At 53.4% G+C, this 15,401-nt stretch carries 13 protein-coding genes and 2 rRNA genes; 14 read left to right on the plus strand and 1 reads right to left on the minus strand.

Translation table 11 applies throughout. The features are described from left to right. The 10 genes from F1379_RS26585 to pssA all read left to right on the plus strand — a co-directional run. A 23S ribosomal RNA gene (locus F1379_RS26585) occupies positions 1-141 on the plus strand; the annotation flags it as partial. Between the two features lie 126 nt (positions 142-267). After that, positions 268-384, plus strand: a 5S ribosomal RNA gene (rrf, locus tag F1379_RS26590). Positions 385-793: 409 nt separating this feature from the next. After that, positions 794-1,969 (plus strand): GNAT family N-acetyltransferase, encoded by a 1,176-nt coding sequence (locus F1379_RS26595; protein WP_150275502.1) that lies wholly within the window; start codon positions 794-796, stop codon positions 1,967-1,969. Positions 1,970-2,248: 279 nt separating this feature from the next. After that, complete coding sequence (locus F1379_RS26600; RefSeq protein ID WP_150275503.1) at positions 2,249-2,710, plus strand: CtsR family transcriptional regulator; 462 nt, start codon at positions 2,249-2,251, stop codon at positions 2,708-2,710. A 30-nt stretch (positions 2,711-2,740) separates the two neighbouring features. Further along, a complete protein-coding gene (locus F1379_RS26605) occupies positions 2,741-3,262 on the plus strand; it encodes a protein-arginine kinase activator protein McsA (RefSeq protein ID WP_150275504.1) in 522 nt (173 codons plus the stop codon). 31 nt (positions 3,263-3,293) lie between these two features. Next, positions 3,294-4,358 (plus strand): protein-arginine kinase McsB, encoded by a 1,065-nt coding sequence (locus tag F1379_RS26610; RefSeq protein WP_150275505.1) that lies wholly within the window; start codon positions 3,294-3,296, stop codon positions 4,356-4,358. Positions 4,359-4,394: 36 nt separating this feature from the next. Further along, entirely contained in the window at positions 4,395-6,863 is a 2,469-nt protein-coding gene (gene clpC, locus F1379_RS26615; protein WP_150275506.1) for an ATP-dependent protease ATP-binding subunit ClpC, read from the plus strand. Between the two features lie 187 nt (positions 6,864-7,050). After that, positions 7,051-8,418, plus strand: a complete 1,368-nt coding sequence (radA, locus tag F1379_RS26620) for a DNA repair protein RadA (protein WP_150275507.1) — start codon at positions 7,051-7,053, stop codon at positions 8,416-8,418. Between the two features lie 14 nt (positions 8,419-8,432). Continuing rightward, entirely contained in the window at positions 8,433-9,509 is a 1,077-nt protein-coding gene (disA, locus tag F1379_RS26625; RefSeq protein WP_150275508.1) for a DNA integrity scanning diadenylate cyclase DisA, read from the plus strand. Positions 9,510-9,567: 58 nt separating this feature from the next. Further along, positions 9,568-10,305 (plus strand): CDP-diacylglycerol--serine O-phosphatidyltransferase, encoded by a 738-nt coding sequence (gene pssA / locus F1379_RS26630; RefSeq protein WP_150275509.1) that lies wholly within the window; start codon positions 9,568-9,570, stop codon positions 10,303-10,305. Positions 10,306-10,504: 199 nt separating this feature from the next. Here the strand turns inward: pssA and F1379_RS26635 are convergent, their stop codons facing one another. Continuing rightward, positions 10,505-10,900, minus strand: a complete 396-nt coding sequence (locus tag F1379_RS26635; RefSeq protein WP_150275510.1) for a nucleoside triphosphate pyrophosphohydrolase family protein — start codon at positions 10,898-10,900, stop codon at positions 10,505-10,507. A 223-nt stretch (positions 10,901-11,123) separates the two neighbouring features. Here F1379_RS26635 and F1379_RS26640 point away from each other — a divergent pair, with 223 nt between their 5' ends. The 4 genes from F1379_RS26640 (at position 11,124) to gltX (ending at position 15,010) form a co-directional block, all read left to right on the plus strand. Beyond that, positions 11,124-12,212, plus strand: a complete 1,089-nt coding sequence (locus F1379_RS26640) for a PIN/TRAM domain-containing protein (RefSeq protein ID WP_150275511.1) — start codon at positions 11,124-11,126, stop codon at positions 12,210-12,212. A gap of 98 nt (positions 12,213-12,310) precedes the next feature. After that, on the plus strand, positions 12,311-13,003 hold the full coding sequence (ispD, locus tag F1379_RS26645) for a 2-C-methyl-D-erythritol 4-phosphate cytidylyltransferase (RefSeq protein WP_150275512.1): 693 nt from the start codon (positions 12,311-12,313) through the stop codon (positions 13,001-13,003). Positions 13,004-13,006: 3 nt separating this feature from the next. Next, positions 13,007-13,495, plus strand: a complete 489-nt coding sequence (ispF, locus tag F1379_RS26650; protein WP_150275513.1) for a 2-C-methyl-D-erythritol 2,4-cyclodiphosphate synthase — start codon at positions 13,007-13,009, stop codon at positions 13,493-13,495. 51 nt (positions 13,496-13,546) lie between these two features. Beyond that, positions 13,547-15,010: a glutamate--tRNA ligase gene (gene gltX / locus F1379_RS26655; protein WP_150275514.1), complete on the plus strand. Its 1,464-nt coding sequence runs from the start codon at positions 13,547-13,549 to the stop codon at positions 15,008-15,010. The last annotated feature ends 391 nt before the right edge of the window (positions 15,011-15,401 follow it).

Consider the following 15,401-nt stretch of genomic DNA (forward strand, 5'->3'; position numbering starts at 1 on the left):
GCATCTAAGCGTGAAGCCCCCCTCAAGATGAGATTTCCCAGTATGTAAGACCCCTTGAAGACGACGAGGTAGATAGGTTGGAGGTGGAAGTGCAGCAATGCATGGAGCTGACCAATACTAATCGGTCGAGGGCTTATCCAAAAACTACCCCAAAAAGTGAAGAAGAGGCTGACGAAGCGGATTCCGAATACTTTCCGGGGGCCCCGAAGAGATGAAGGGCAAACACAAATTCGTTTCGATCCAGTTTTCAGGCGATCAAGCCTGCCGTTTGGTGGCGATGGCGGAGGGGTTCCACGCGTACCCATCCCGAACACGACCGTTAAGCCCTCCAGCGCCGATGGTACTTGGACCGAAGGGTCCTGGGAGAGTAGGACGCCGCCAAGCAAAATTAAACCACTGTTGATAACCTCGACGGTGGTTTTTTGCGTTGTGCAGAACTGTGCAAAACTTGTGGATAATTTTCAGTAAATATCGAAAAAAGTTACATTTGCGTACAAGGAACATATCAAGATGATGGCTATCCTCTGTGGACAAAGAATCTGTTTTTCGAAAAGTCAAGAAAAAAATGAGGTAATCCACTGTTTTTGTGGATAAAAAGTTGAATATGTGTATAAGTACTGCGAAAACGTGGATAAGTCTTATTTTTAGTATGATTTCAGTCTGAACTGTGAATTACTGTTGATAATCTGTGAATAACTTTAATGCTCAATTTGATCTTCGGAAATTAGCTATCTCTCTCAGAGCTTGATATACTCATTTTAAGTATGGAAGAAGCTGTGAGAGGGGGAGTCTAATGGTGATCAGACAACTGACGATGGAGGAGTTCGAGACGGGATTAGCTCTTGATGAGTACGCATTTCATTTCAAACTCTCAGAAGAAGACAAGGTACGGGAGAAACAGCGGTACAAGCCGGAGCGGAACTGGGGATTTTATGAGGACGGGGAGCTGGGAGCGCAGCTCACATTACTTCCGTTGTCGCTGTACATACAGGGTAAAGTAATTCCAATGGGCGGGATTGCCGGAGTATCCACCTGGCCGGAGAACCGGCGCCAAGGGATGGTTGCGAAGCTGTTGACCCATGTGCTTGGCACGATGAAGGATGCGGGCCAGACGATCTCGATGCTCCATCCGTTTCTGATACCTTTTTATCGCCGGTTTGGCTGGGAAGTATACTGTGAGCATAAGGAATATGTGCTTTCGGCTAAGCAATATCCGGCCAGGAAGGAAATCCAGGGCACCGTAAAGCGGGACCGGGCAACAGTCGGGGAATTAGAGCCGCTTTATCATGCCTTTGCGGCCCGATATAATGGTACATTAATGCGTGATCGGGACTGGTGGGAGAACCTCCTGCAACAAGAGGACAGGCATTCGGCTGTTTTTTATACCATTTCAGGGGAACCTCAAGGCTATATTCTATATAAAATAGGAAACCGGGAGCTGACGGTCGAAGAGTTCGTCTACCTGAATGAAACTGCGCGGCAAGGACTCTGGACCTTTATCCGTAATCATGAAGCCACTGTAGATCAGGTGAAGCTGACACGAGTGCCTGCCGATGATCTTCTGCCCTTCTTGCTTCCTGATCCGCGGATCAAGCAGCACAGCCATCCTTATTTTATGGCGCGTCTTGTGAATGCGCAGGCTTTTGTGAATGATTACAGCTTTGTGAAATCCGCTGAACCCGGCGAAGCCGTGATTTATATAGAAGACGAACATGCTCCATGGAACAATGGCCTGTGGAAGCTGGCTGTTGATGAACAGGGTCAAGGATCACTTACTGCCGCACTAGACCAAGACAATCTGGAAGCGGACCTGCGTTGCGGAATCGGTGTATTGACGGCCATGCTGCTGGGGTATAAGCGCCCTGCTGAATTGGCACGGTCCGGTATTTTAACAGGGAAAGAACAGTCCTTGCAATGGCTGGAAGCGAGAGTGCCGGCGGCGCAGACAGCGCTGTTTGACTTTTTCTAGAAGAAATAGGGGGTCCTTCGTCTGCTGGCGGGTCGGGGGATCCGTGTTCTGCATCCAGCCATGGAATACAAACGGCATAAAGCGTAAAAAATAAACTCAACCCCTTGGCATTCCGAAAAAATATGTTATAATATGAGAAAAGTCAAAGAAAGTCAAAGTCAACGGCATCCTGAACGCAGACCGATTCGCCCTGTGGCTCACGGGTTAAGTTCTATAAAGATCACCGCCGGACGGATGCACAACATGAAGCACTATAATGCTAATACTGGAGGATGAGTGATGCGCAATATCTCCGATATTATCGAACAATATCTGAAGAATATTTTGCATGAAAGTCCCGAAGGTACGGTGGAAATTCAGCGCAATGAGCTCGCGGACCAATTCTCCTGTGTGCCGTCGCAGATCAATTACGTTATCAGCACGCGGTTTACACTGGAAAAGGGTTATGTGGTGGAGAGCAAGCGGGGAGGCGGAGGCTATATCCGTATTCAACGCTTCGAGCTGCCGCAGAATGTAGCGCTCTACGCGCACTTGAAGGCCGCAATCGGCAACGAAATGGATCAGACCTCTGCCGAAGGGCTGATTTATCAGCTGGAGGAAGCCCGCTTCCTCTCCAAACGAGAAGCGTGTCTTATGCGCGCTGCTGTTTCCCGGGATTGCATTACGGTCAATTTACCGTACCGGGATGAGATTCGCGCCAAGATTATGAAGGCGATGCTGATTTCTTTGCTCGGCAAATAATTGTCATTCGTAAAGGGAGGGACTCCGCTTATGCAATGTCAGGAATGCGGCGTCAGACCGGCTACACTCCACTTCACCAAGATTGTGAACGGGGAGAAGACCGAATTTCATATATGTGAGAGCTGCGCCCGTGAGAAAGGGGAGCTGATCCCCGGAACTGCCGGGGGCTTCTCGATACACAGCCTGTTGTCCGGCCTGCTTGATCTGGAAGGCGCAGGCAAGGGGAAAGCAGCAGCGGCCACGAATGCACAGGGCCTGCACTGTGAGAAATGCGGTATGACTTACTCGCAGTTCAGCAAGCTGGGGCGTTTTGGCTGCAGCTCTTGTTATAAATATTTTGACAATGCGCTTGATCCGCTGTTCCGCAGAGTACACGGCAGCACTTCCCACGTGGGTAAGCTTCCGAAACGTGCCGGAGCGCAGATTGTATTCAAGCGGCAGATCGATGAACTGAAGCAGGAACTGCAGCAGAGCATCGTGGAGGAAGAATTCGAAACGGCCGCTCAGCTGCGGGATCAGATCCGTAAACTTGAAAAAGAAATGGCACAATAGTAAAGTCTTTCATATATAGGGGGGATACGACATGTCAAGTCTCCGGTTTACCGAACAAGCCCTCAGTACCTGGATGCGCTGCGGCGGCAGCCATTCCGAGATTGTGATCAGCAGCCGTATGCGTATTGCCCGCAACCTGGAGCATTTGCCCTTTCCGCTTCTGGCCTCCGCCGAGCAGGCGGAAGAGGCGCTCAGCCAACTGGCACCGGTATTTGAGTCCAGTCCTGCTCCCGGCTTAGGCACCTTCGAGCTGGTCAAGCTGGATGAGCTGGATGAACTCGATAAGAAGGTACTTGTCGAGAAGCATCTGATCAGCCCCAATCTGGCCAACGATTCACGAGGCGGAGCCGTCATCCTGAATGAGGACGAATCGGTCAGTATCATGATCAACGAGGAAGACCATCTGCGGATTCAGTGCCTGTTCCCGGGACTGCAGGTGAAGGAAGCGTGGGAGCGGGCCAGTGCAATTGATGATATCTTTGAGGATGCAGTCAATTATGCTTTTGATGACAGAAGAGGGTATCTGACGAGCTGTCCCACCAATGTGGGGACCGGCCTCCGTGCTTCGGTGATGGTTCACCTGCCGGCGCTGGTGATGACCCAGCAGATTAACCGGATTCTAACCGCTGTTAATCAGGTCGGCCTCACCGTTAGAGGAATTTACGGGGAAGGCAGCGAAGCTGTAGGGAATATCTTTCAGATTTCCAACCAGATTACGCTGGGCCAGACCGAAAGCGAAATTATCGAGAACCTGCATGGCGTTGTTACCCAGATTATTGAACATGAACGCAATGCGAGGGAGCGCCTGCTGGCCGAATCTCCGCTGCGGATTACCGACCGGATCAAACGGTCCTACGGTATTTTATCCTTCGCGGCAGTGATGGAGCTTAAGGAGTCTGCGCAGCGCTTGTCCGACTTGCGGCTGGGTGTCGACCTGGGGATTCTGGAGAATCCTTCGATCTCTGTGCTGAATGAACTGAATGTAAAGACGCAGCCGGGATTCTTGCAAAAAATGTTCGGCGATGAAATGACCTCCACCGAACGCGATATGTACCGGGCGAAGCTGCTCCGGGAAACACTGGGGTCACAACATTAATTATAGATATTTATTTTTCGTGGAGGTGCAGGAGATATGATGTTTGGAAGATTTACGGAGCGTGCGCAAAAAGTGCTGGCGCTGGCGCAGGAAGAAGCCGTTCGTTTGGGACACAACAACATTGGCACAGAACATATTTTGCTCGGACTGATTCGTGAAGGAGACGGCATTGCCGCCAAGGCACTGATCGGATTGGGACTCGGACTTGAGAAGATTCAGGACGAAGTGGAAACGCTGATTGGCAGAGGGCAGGAGCAGCCGACCAACATCGCCTATACTCCCCGCGCTAAAAAAGTCATTGAGCTGTCGATGGATGAAGCCCGCAAGCTGGGCCATACCTACGTCGGCACCGAGCATATTCTGCTGGGACTGATCCGTGAAGGCGAAGGTGTAGCCGCCCGCGTGCTTAACAATCTCGGCATCAGCCTGAACAAAGCCCGCCAGCAGGTGCTGCAGCTGCTCGGCAGCAGCGAATCCAGCTCCAGCCACAGCGGAGCACCGGTTAATGTCAGCACGCCTACACTGGATGGGCTGGCCCGCGATTTGACCGCTTTTGCCAAAGACGGCAACCTTGATCCGGTCATTGGCCGCAGCAAGGAAATTGAACGCGTTATTCAGGTTCTGAGCCGCCGCACCAAGAACAATCCGGTGCTGATCGGGGAGCCTGGGGTCGGTAAAACGGCGATTGCCGAAGGTCTGGCCCAAAAGATTATCAACAATGAGATCCCGGAAACGCTGCGCGACAAGCGTGTAATGACCCTGGATATGGGTTCCGTAGTAGCCGGTACCAAATACCGCGGTGAATTCGAAGACCGCCTCAAGAAAATCATGGACGAAATTCGCCAGGCCGGAAACATCATCCTCTTCATTGATGAGCTGCATACCTTGATTGGTGCAGGCGGCGCAGAAGGAGCTATCGACGCCTCCAACATTCTGAAGCCGGCTCTGGCCCGCGGTGAGCTGCAGTGCATCGGGGCAACGACCCTGGATGAATACCGCAAATACATCGAGAAAGACGCCGCGCTGGAGCGCCGCTTCCAGCCGATTACGGTGGATCAGCCTTCACCGGAGGAAGCCGTACAAATTCTGTACGGACTGCGTGACCGTTATGAAGCACATCACCGGGTAAAGATTACAGACGAAGCGATTGTGGAAGCTGTGAAGCTGTCGGACCGTTATATTTCGGACCGGTTCCTGCCGGATAAAGCGATTGACCTGATCGATGAAGCGGGCTCCAAGGTAAGGCTGAACTCCTACACCATCCCGCCGAATCTGAAGGAACTGGAAATGCGGCTGGACGATATCCGCAAGGAGAAGGATTCCGCTGTACAAAGCCAGGAATTCGAGAAAGCGGCCGCACTGCGTGATACCGAGCAGAAGATCCGCGAGGAACTGGATACCACCAAGAATCAGTGGAAGGAAAAGCAGGGCCGCACCGATTCCCAGGTTACACCTGAGGATATCGCCCAAGTGGTGGCCAGCTGGACCGGTATTCCGGTCAGCAAGCTGAAGGAAGAAGAGACCGACCGCCTGCTGAACATGGAAGCCTTGCTCCATGAACGTGTTATCGGTCAGGATGAGGCCGTCAAGGCAGTCAGCCGGGCGCTGCGCCGGGCACGTGCCGGCCTCAAAGACCCGAAACGTCCAATGGGCTCGTTCATCTTCCTGGGCCCTACAGGGGTTGGTAAGACCGAGCTGGCACGGGCTTTGGCTGAAGCGATGTTCGGCGATGAGAATGCGGTTATCCGCATCGACATGTCGGAATATATGGAGAAGCACTCCACGTCGCGTCTGGTCGGAGCGCCTCCGGGATATGTTGGTTATGAAGAAGGCGGCCAGCTGACCGAGAAAGTTCGCCGCAAGCCCTATTCGGTAGTGCTGCTCGACGAAATCGAGAAGGCCCATCCGGAAGTGTTCAATATTCTGCTGCAGGTGCTTGAAGACGGACGTCTGACTGACTCCAAGGGCCGCGTTGTCGACTTCCGCAACACCCTGATCATTCTGACCTCCAATGTCGGAGCGCAGGCGATCAAGAAGAACTCGACGCTTGGCTTTACTGCCGTACAGGATGCCGGAGCAGAATACAGCAGCATGAAGGGCAAAGTGATGGAAGAGCTGAAGAAGAGCTTCCGTCCGGAGTTCCTGAACCGTATCGACGAAATTATCGTCTTCCACTCGCTGGAAGAGAAGCATATCGCCGAAATCGTCACGCTGATGGCCGACGAGCTGCGCAAGCGGCTGCGTGAGTTCGATGTGGATTTCGCCCTTACAGATACCGCGAAGGCCTTCCTCGCCAAAGAGGGCTATGATCCTGCCTTTGGTGCTCGTCCGCTGCGCCGGGCGATTCAGAAGCATATTGAGGACCGTCTTTCCGAAGAACTGCTGAAGGGCAATATCAAGAAGGGTGATTCTGTCAAGATTGACGAAGTCGGCGGTGAATTACAGGTAAGCACCGTGAGTCCTGCCATTGTGGCTTCGCTCACCCAGGAAACGGAAACAGAATAAGCTGCAGCATGCATCAGTCAGGATCCCGCCTTTCGCTCAGCGAAAGGCGGGATCTTTTTATAGTCCAGATGTATGCTTTTCAAAAGTAAAATTCAAGTGACCTTTCGTTCAAGGGGCAGAAATGGTAAACTTTGAGTAGGAGTTTTTTATCCGCAATTTTAGCAAGTTAATATGGTAAGGAGAACCCATGGCCAAAGCGAAAACCAAGTTTTTTTGTACCGAATGCGGCTACGAATCGCCCAAATGGTTCGGGAAATGTCCGGGCTGCCAAGCGTGGAATTCCATGGTGGAAGAGACGGAAAGCGTAGTCAAAACCCAGGGAATGAACGCGCCGATTTTTCAGAGTAAAGAAACGCCGCAATCGATCATAAATATAGAAAGTGACAAAGAGCCGCGTATATTGACAGGCATTGCCGAACTTAACCGTGTGCTGGGCGGCGGTATCGTGCCCGGATCACTGGTGCTCGTCGGAGGCGACCCCGGCATCGGCAAGTCAACATTGCTGCTCCAGACCTCACATGCTCTCACCACCCAAAACCTGCGGGTGCTCTACATCTCAGGGGAGGAATCGGTGCGGCAGACTAAGCTGCGGGCTGACCGCCTCGGTGCCTTGTCACCTGAGCTCTATGTACTATGCGAGACAAATATGGAAAGCATAGAGGAAGCGATTGAGCAGATCAAACCGCAGTTCCTGGTTATTGACTCGATTCAAACGGTCTTCCTGCCTGAGGTGACAAGTGCACCCGGCAGTGTGGCACAGGTCCGCGAGTGTACGACCCGGTTTATGCGCATCGCCAAAATCCGCGGCATCGCTACCGTACTTGTCGGCCATGTTACCAAGGAGGGGGCTATCGCCGGCCCGCGCATGCTGGAGCACATGGTGGATTGTGTGCTTTATTTTGAAGGCGAACGGCATCACACCTACAGACTGCTGCGTGCCGTGAAGAACCGCTTCGGTTCCACGAACGAGATCGGCATATTTGAAATGGGCGAGGATGGCCTGAGAGAGGTAGGCAACCCTTCCGAGCTGTTCTTGTCGGAAAGGCCGCTTGGGGTGGCCGGGTCGGCTGTAGTGGCCAGTATGGAAGGCACGCGCCCCGTACTGGTGGAGCTTCAGGCGCTGGTCACCGCCACCCATTTCCCATCGCCCCGGCGGATGTGCACCGGCATGGACCATCAGCGGATGGCGCTCATTATCGCCGTGCTGGAGAAGCGGATGGGCATGTTCCTGCAGAATCAGGACGCCTATCTGAATGTCGCCGGAGGCGTCAAGCTGGATGAACCTGCGGTCGATCTGGCGGTAGCGGTCAGCATCGCGTCCAGTCTCCGTGACATTCCGACCAAAGCCTATGATGTATTCTTCGGAGAAGTAGGTCTTACCGGCGAAGTCAGAGGTGTCTCACGGGCGGAAACCCGGGTCAAGGAAGCCGCCAAGCTGGGGTTCCGCCGGGTCATTATGCCCGAGAAGAGCCTCAAAGGGTGGAAGCATCCGCAGGATATCCAGATCATCGGCGTCAGCTCTGTAGCAGATGCACTATCGGTCGCGTTAGATTAGGGGGCATAAAGGACATGAAAGAATATAACCAAACAGATAATATGAACGATCTGCTCAGGATGGCGGCTCCGGGCACGCCCTTCCGGGAAGGTCTGGAGAATGTGCTGCGGGCCAAGACCGGCGCGTTGATCGTGGTCGGTTACAGCCCGGAGGTCATGGAAGTCGTCGACGGTGGCTTTTCGATTAATTGTGATTTTTCCCCGAACTATTTATATGAACTGGCCAAGATGGACGGGGCGATTATTCTGAGTGAGGATCTGAAACGGATACTGTATGCCAACACACAGCTGATTCCCGATTCCTCTATCTCCTCCATCGAGACCGGGATCCGCCACCGTACGGCTGAACGCGTCGCGAAGCAGACGGGCAAGCTCGTGGTGTCCATCTCCCAGCGCCGGAATATCATCACCCTTTATCAAGGGAATATCCGGTATATGCTGAAGGATATCGGCGCCATTCTGGCCAAAGCGAACCAGGCAATCCAGACGCTGGAGAAATATAAAGCGGTCCTGAATCAGGGACTGACCAATCTGTCGGCCTCCGAGTATGAGGGGATTGTTACCGTTGCCGAAGTGGTTGGGGTCATCCAGCGGGTGGAAATGGTGCTGCGGATCAAGATGGAAATCAAACGCTATATCAACGAGCTCGGCAATGAGGGCCGCCTGATCAGCATGCAGATGGAAGAACTGGTGGGAAATACAGAGGAAGAAGCCTGGCTCTTGTACAGAGACTATGCCAAAGAGGAGCAGGAGGACAAAATCCGTGAAATTATCGCCGGGCTGAAGCGGTCGAGCGATGATGAATTGATGGATGACAACCATATTGCCCGGTTGCTCGGGTATGCTTCGACGGCCATTGCTTCCGAAGAACAGGTTACGCCGCGCGGCTACCGGCTGCTCAACAAAATTCCCCGTCTGCCCAATGTCATTATCCATAACCTGGTCGAACGCTTTGAAATGCTGCCCAATCTGATGACGGCAAGTATCTCGGAGCTGGATGAGGTTGACGGCATTGGAGAGGTGCGTGCCCGCCATATTCAGGACGGATTGAAGCGGCTGCAGAAGCAAGTTCTTATTGACAGACAAATGTAAATAACATACAATCACGTAATATTGCCGTTAGGCAAAGTAATAACACAGAGGTGAAGAAATGATCCAAAAATCAATTCCGAGTCTTTTTACCATTGGTAACCTGATGCTTGGAATGTTTGGAATCATGATGGCGTTTGACGGAAAGCTGAGCATGGCCGCTATCATGGTGATTATCGCTATGCTGCTTGACGGATTGGATGGCCGTGTCGCCCGTGCCCTGAAATGTGAGAGCGAATTTGGCAAAGAACTGGATTCCCTGTCCGATGTGGTATCGTTCGGAGTGGCTCCGGCGCTCATTATGTACATTACAAGCCTGCAGGATGTGAACACCGCGCTCGGCTGGACCGTGACGGCGATCTTTCCGGTGTTCGGGGCGCTGCGGTTGGCCCGTTTCAATGTCCGCCCCGGTATTCCCGGCTACTTCGTCGGACTGCCGATCCCGGCTGCCGGAGGCGTTCTGGCCACACTGGCCCTTTTTCATAAAGATGTTTCAGCCCCATTTATGATTGTCGCCACATTGCTGCTGTCTTACTTGATGGTCAGCACCGTGAAATATCCGAATTTCAAGAAGGTAGGATTTCCGAAGAAAGCGGTAATTGGCGCGCCGGTAGTTATCGTTGTTGCCGTAGCGGTAGCGGTAATGTTTCCGGAGCAGATTGCCAAGCTGATCTTTGTGCTGCTCGCGCTGTACGCTTTGTATGGCTTTAAGCAGAATATCGACCGCCTGACTGCACGCCGCCGCAAACGGCGCAGAAGACGCGGGGATGACAAGATGTATCATTCCAAGAACGGCTAAACATGAAGTTCCACCGGACTGAATTATTTCATCATACCAAAAAAGGCTTTGCTGATTCCGTAATGCGGAATTAGGCAAGGCCTTTTTATTTATTAAAAGTGTTCGGGGTCCCCGCAAAGTACCTGAAACAGCTTCGATGCAAGACTTCACTTTGTGGGGTTGTTTTATATACATTAGGTTAGAAAGGATGCATGCCCGGTCAGGATAAATTAAATAAGCCGAGCGTCGCGCACTTCTGTGACTCTTTCTTGACGACCTCGTCCATATTGATGTCAAGCAGATTGCAAAGAGCGGACATGTAGAACAACTCGCGGCCCAGTTCGGAGGCGACCACCTCACGGCAGTTCTCGCATAAATGGCCTTCCAGATGCGTCCCGGCAAGCTCCTTGGCCTGTTCAAGTCCAAGCTCCGGCTCGAACACCTGTTTCTTGGCATGCAGCTGAATGCATCCGCATTCTGTGATGGCTTTAACGACGGCGCGATTGACGGAAGCACTGCTCTGTCCATTCTTGGACATCACATCGAGCAGGCTGCGGTGACGGAGCAGCAGTTCGGAGACTTGATCCTGAAAGGCCTGTAAACTTGGTGCGCTCATTTTCCATTCACCCCTGGGTTTCGTAATTGAGTTCATTATATGCCAGGCCTTCACCCGATTTCAACAAGGAATAGAAGTTTATGGCAAGCCTAACAGGCCGGGTGAGGAATAACGATTTTTTAAAAATTACCTTGCGCTCCCGATTATCATCCTAAAAATTGGAACATACTGGTGAGGAATAGATCATTTCATTCAGGAAGATTTCAAGGAGGTGCGCAAGAAGATGTGGAAAAAAGTGTTGCTGACGCTGTCCGGGTGCCTGGGAGCCTGGTCCGGATACTCGCTCTATCATGCAGCAGAAATAGGGTTCCCGGAAGGCATGGGGAAACTTGGGGATAGCTTGCCTGTGAACGGAAGCATTTTATTTACGGTGCTGGGTGCCATTATTTTTTTGATTGCAGGAACGTTATGCGCCGATTGGGGGGGCAGCAAGCTGCGCGAGGCTGTCGCGTACGTTGCACGCATTCCCATGGGCGAGCTGGCGGCGGGAGCGGCCGGATTAACAGGCGGGCTCCTGCTGTCGCTCCTGCTCTACCCGGCGCTGTCCTGGCTTGGACAGGCTGGCGAACTTCTGCAAGTATTCGGGACGCTGCTGCTAGGTTATCTGGGCCTGAGAATCGCGCTGGAGAAACAGACGGAGCTTGCCTCCTTCTGGAACACCGGGCGCTGGGGACAGGCCGGCGAGCCGCAGGACCGGGGACTCGAAGAACATAAGATTCTGGATACAAGCGTGATTATTGACGGTCGTATCGCCGATATCTGTAAAACCGGCTTTATCGAAGGGACGATTGTTATTCCCGAATTTGTGCTGGAGGAGCTGCAGCATATCGCCGATTCCTCAGATCTGCTCAAGCGCAACCGTGGCCGCCGGGGGCTCGATATCCTGAACAAAATCCAAAAGGAACTCGACGTGAAAGTGCTGATCTATGAGGGAGATTTCGAGGAAATCTCCGAGGTGGACAGCAAGCTGGTTAAGCTGGCCAAGGTACTGCACGGCAAGGTCGTGACCAATGACTTCAATTTGAACAAGGTATGCGAGCTGCAGGGGGTTTCCGTGCTCAATATCAACGATCTTGCCAATGCGGTTAAGCCTGTGGTGCTCCCCGGAGAAGAGATAATTGTCCAGGTCATCAAGGACGGCAAGGAACACGGCCAGGGTGTAGCTTATCTTGACGACGGAACGATGATCGTTGTAGAAGGCGGCAGGGATTACATCGGAACGACGATGGAGGTTCTGGTGACCAGCGTGCTGCAGACCTCGGCGGGCCGGATGATCTTCGCCAAGCCCAAGCTGCTCGAAAAGGCACAGTAAAGCTTCTGCTGTAGCCCGCCCGCCGTGAAGAGGGCCTTGGAAATGCCCGGCAAACACGGTATGATGGGGATATACGGAAAGACAGGAGCCTATAACGAATGTCAAACAGTGTAGGAGCCGTCATTGTGGCGGCGGGCAGAGGAACGCGCATGGGGACGGCGGAGAGCAAGCAGTATCTGAGGCTTGCGGACAAGCCGATCATCGCTCATACGCTTGAAGTATTTCAGCGGCATCCGCTCATCACTGAGATTGTGCTGGTAACGGGGGCCGAGGATGTGGAGCGCTGCCGGGAGTGGGTGCAGACCTACGGCCTGGATAAGGTAAAGGCGATCGTGACCGGAGGCTCCGAACGGCAATATTCCGTGCATCTGGGATTGCGTGAACTGGACGCGGAGTGGGTAATGGTGCATGACGGTGTGAGGCCGTTTGTGGCCGCCGGGGAAATTGATGCATGCTATGCAAAAGCCAAGGAAACCGGGGCCTCCGTACTGGCCGTTCCGGTCAAAGATACGATCAAGCAGGTGGACAAGGACGGAATGGTCGTCTCCACCCCCGATCGGCGAAGTCTGTGGGCGATCCAAACCCCGCAGACTTTTCGTCTGTCCGATCTGCTTGCAGCCTATGAGGCCGCCGAGCGGGAAGGATACCTGGGGACCGACGACTCCAGTCTGGCGGAACGCAGCGGGATTCCCGTGGCCGTAGTGGAAGGCAGCTACCGCAATATCAAAATCACGACGCCGGAAGATCTGGAATATGCCGAATATACACAAGTGAAACAGGGGAGAGGTTAAAGCATGATTGCAGTAGGACAAGGGTTTGACGTACACCAGCTGGTGGAAGGGAGACCGTGCATTATTGGCGGAGTCACCATTCCCTATGAGAAGGGGCTGCTTGGACATTCCGATGCGGATGTGCTGCTGCACGCAGTCAGCGACGCCATACTGGGCGCACTGGGACTCGGCGATATCGGACGTCATTTTCCCGATACCGATCCGGCCTTTAAGGATGCCGACAGCCTGAAGCTGCTGGAGCATGTATGGGGCTTGGCCCGCGAGCGCGGTTACAAGCTCGGCAACATCGATTCGACCATTATCGCCCAGAAGCCGAAGATGGCCCCTTACATTCCGCAGATGGCGGAGATTATCGCCCGCGCGCTGGAGGCGGACGTCGCCAAGGTTAACGTAAAGGCGACGACAACCGAGCAGCTTGGCTTCGCCGGCCGCGGCGAGGGAATTGCCGCGCAATCTATTGTCTGCCTGGTTCAAGATGTGATATCATCTTGAGATGGCGTGAGAGCATCCTGAATTAACCATTATGGAAGCGGAGGGAATGACATGGCGGATCAAGTCCGGGTGCGTTACGCACCGAGCCCTACGGGACATTTACATATCGGCAATGCCAGAACGGCAATATTCAATTATCTGTTCGCCCGTAATCTGGGCGGCAAATTTATTATCCGGATTGAGGATACGGACATCAAGCGCAACATCGCCGGCGGCGAAGAAAGCCAGCTGAAGTACTTGAAATGGCTGGGTGTCGACTGGGACGAGAGCGTGGATGTCGGCGGCGAATACGGCCCTTACCGCCAGACAGAGCGTCTGGACCTGTATAAGGTATACTGGCAGGATTTGCTGGACCGCGGCCTTGCTTACCGCTGCTACTGCACAGAGGAAGAGCTGGAAGCAGAACGCGAGGAACAGACGGCGCGCGGCGAAACTCCGCGTTATTCCGGCAAACACCGCAACCTGACAGAAGAACAGCGGCTGGCCTTTGAAGCGGAAGGGCGCATCGCCAGTATCCGGTTCCGGGTACCTGAAGACCGCACTTATACGTTCGATGATATGGTCAAGGGTCCTATTTCCTTTACGACCCAGGATATGGGCGACTTTGTCATTGTGAAGAAGGACGGTATTCCGACTTATAACTTCGCAGTAGCCGTTGATGACCATCTGATGGCAATCAGCCATGTGCTGCGCGGTGAAGACCATATTTCCAATACCCCGCGCCAGCTGATGATTTATGAAGCGCTGGGCTGGGAGGCGCCGCTCTTCGGGCATATGACGCTGATTGTCGGCGAGGACCACAAGAAGCTGAGTAAGCGCAATGAATCAATTATTCAATTCATCGAGCAATATGAGCAGCTCGGCTACCTGCCGGAAGCCTTGTTCAATTTCATTTCCCTGCTGGGCTGGTCGCCGGAAGGCGAGGAAGAGATCTTCACCCGGGAACAGCTGATCTCAATCTTTACAGCCGACCGGCTCTCCAAGAGCCCGGCGTTCTTCGATGCGAACAAGCTGGCGCATCTGAACAACCATTACATCAAGCACGCCGATCCGCAGCGGATAGCCGCGCTGGCTATTCCGCACCTGCAGAAGGCGGGCCGTCTGCCTGCCGAGCTGGACAATGAGCAGCAGGCATGGGCCGAAACGCTGGTGGCCCTGTATCAGGAACAGCTGACAGCCGCTTCCGATATTGTGAACCTGTCCGAGCTGTTCTTCCGCAGCCATGTGGAGCTGGATACCGAAGCGGCTCAGGTGCTGGCGGAAAGCCAGGTGAGTGAGGTGCTCTCGGCATTCCTCGCCAAGGTGGAAGCCACCGAAGACTTCACCGCCGCGAACATGGCGGTGCTGATCAAAGAGGTGCAGAAGGAAACCGGGCATAAAGGCAAAGCGCTGTTTATGCCGATCCGTGTCGCGCTGACCGGGCAGATGCATGGCCGGGATTTGAACGCGACGATTGCCCTTCTGGGACGCAGCCGTGTTATTGAACGGCTGAAATCGCAGATTAAAGGGGCTTAATGGGCTCCTTGTGGCCTGACAAGTACTTGTCAGGCCATGGTCTTTTCGCTAAGATAGAAGATATTCAACAGCTGTGATCAGGAGAAGTACGCGACTGTATCGGGCAATTTCCAGAGAGAATAACCGCCAGAGGATTTCCGTGGCAGGCTGAGAGTTATTCATTTGTCCGCGCCGAACATGCGCCTGTGAGCTGCGGGGCTGAGCCATCCTTAACCGGAGGTTAGGCGTCGCCGGAACGTTGCCGTTATAGACGAACAAGTGGGATGAGGCTGGCTGATGCCGGTATATCGGCCGGGCTACAGTGTCATCCAAGCAGAGTGGAACCGCGGTTACACGCCTCTGCAGCATAAGCTGCAGGGGCGTTTTTTGTTTGTGTTGCTCCACCAGCAAG

The sequence above is a fragment of the Paenibacillus tepidiphilus genome (assembly GCF_008635795.1).
Taxonomy (GTDB): Bacteria; Bacillota; Bacilli; order Paenibacillales; family Paenibacillaceae; genus Paenibacillus_AQ; species Paenibacillus_AQ tepidiphilus.

What these genes read in the sequence shown, in the direction of transcription:
- F1379_RS26640 (WP_150275511.1), top strand. Translation starts at nt 11,124, where the DNA reads ATGTGGAAAAAAGTGTTGCTGACGCTGTCCGGGTGCCTGGGAGCCTGG.
- F1379_RS26605 (WP_150275504.1), top strand. Translation starts at nt 2,741, where the DNA reads ATGCAATGTCAGGAATGCGGCGTCAGACCGGCTACACTCCACTTCACC.
- disA (WP_150275508.1), top strand. Translation starts at nt 8,433, where the DNA reads ATGAAAGAATATAACCAAACAGATAATATGAACGATCTGCTCAGGATG.
- ispF (WP_150275513.1), top strand. Translation starts at nt 13,007, where the DNA reads ATGATTGCAGTAGGACAAGGGTTTGACGTACACCAGCTGGTGGAAGGG.
- pssA (WP_150275509.1), top strand. Translation starts at nt 9,568, where the DNA reads ATGATCCAAAAATCAATTCCGAGTCTTTTTACCATTGGTAACCTGATG.
- ispD (WP_150275512.1), top strand. Translation starts at nt 12,311, where the DNA reads ATGTCAAACAGTGTAGGAGCCGTCATTGTGGCGGCGGGCAGAGGAACG.
- gltX (WP_150275514.1), top strand. Translation starts at nt 13,547, where the DNA reads ATGGCGGATCAAGTCCGGGTGCGTTACGCACCGAGCCCTACGGGACAT.
- F1379_RS26610 (WP_150275505.1), top strand. Translation starts at nt 3,294, where the DNA reads ATGTCAAGTCTCCGGTTTACCGAACAAGCCCTCAGTACCTGGATGCGC.
- radA (WP_150275507.1), top strand. Translation starts at nt 7,051, where the DNA reads ATGGCCAAAGCGAAAACCAAGTTTTTTTGTACCGAATGCGGCTACGAA.
- F1379_RS26635 (WP_150275510.1), bottom strand. Translation starts at nt 10,900, where the DNA reads ATGAGCGCACCAAGTTTACAGGCCTTTCAGGATCAAGTCTCCGAACTG.
- clpC (WP_150275506.1), top strand. Translation starts at nt 4,395, where the DNA reads ATGATGTTTGGAAGATTTACGGAGCGTGCGCAAAAAGTGCTGGCGCTG.
- F1379_RS26600 (WP_150275503.1), top strand. Translation starts at nt 2,249, where the DNA reads ATGCGCAATATCTCCGATATTATCGAACAATATCTGAAGAATATTTTG.
- F1379_RS26595 (WP_150275502.1), top strand. Translation starts at nt 794, where the DNA reads ATGGTGATCAGACAACTGACGATGGAGGAGTTCGAGACGGGATTAGCT.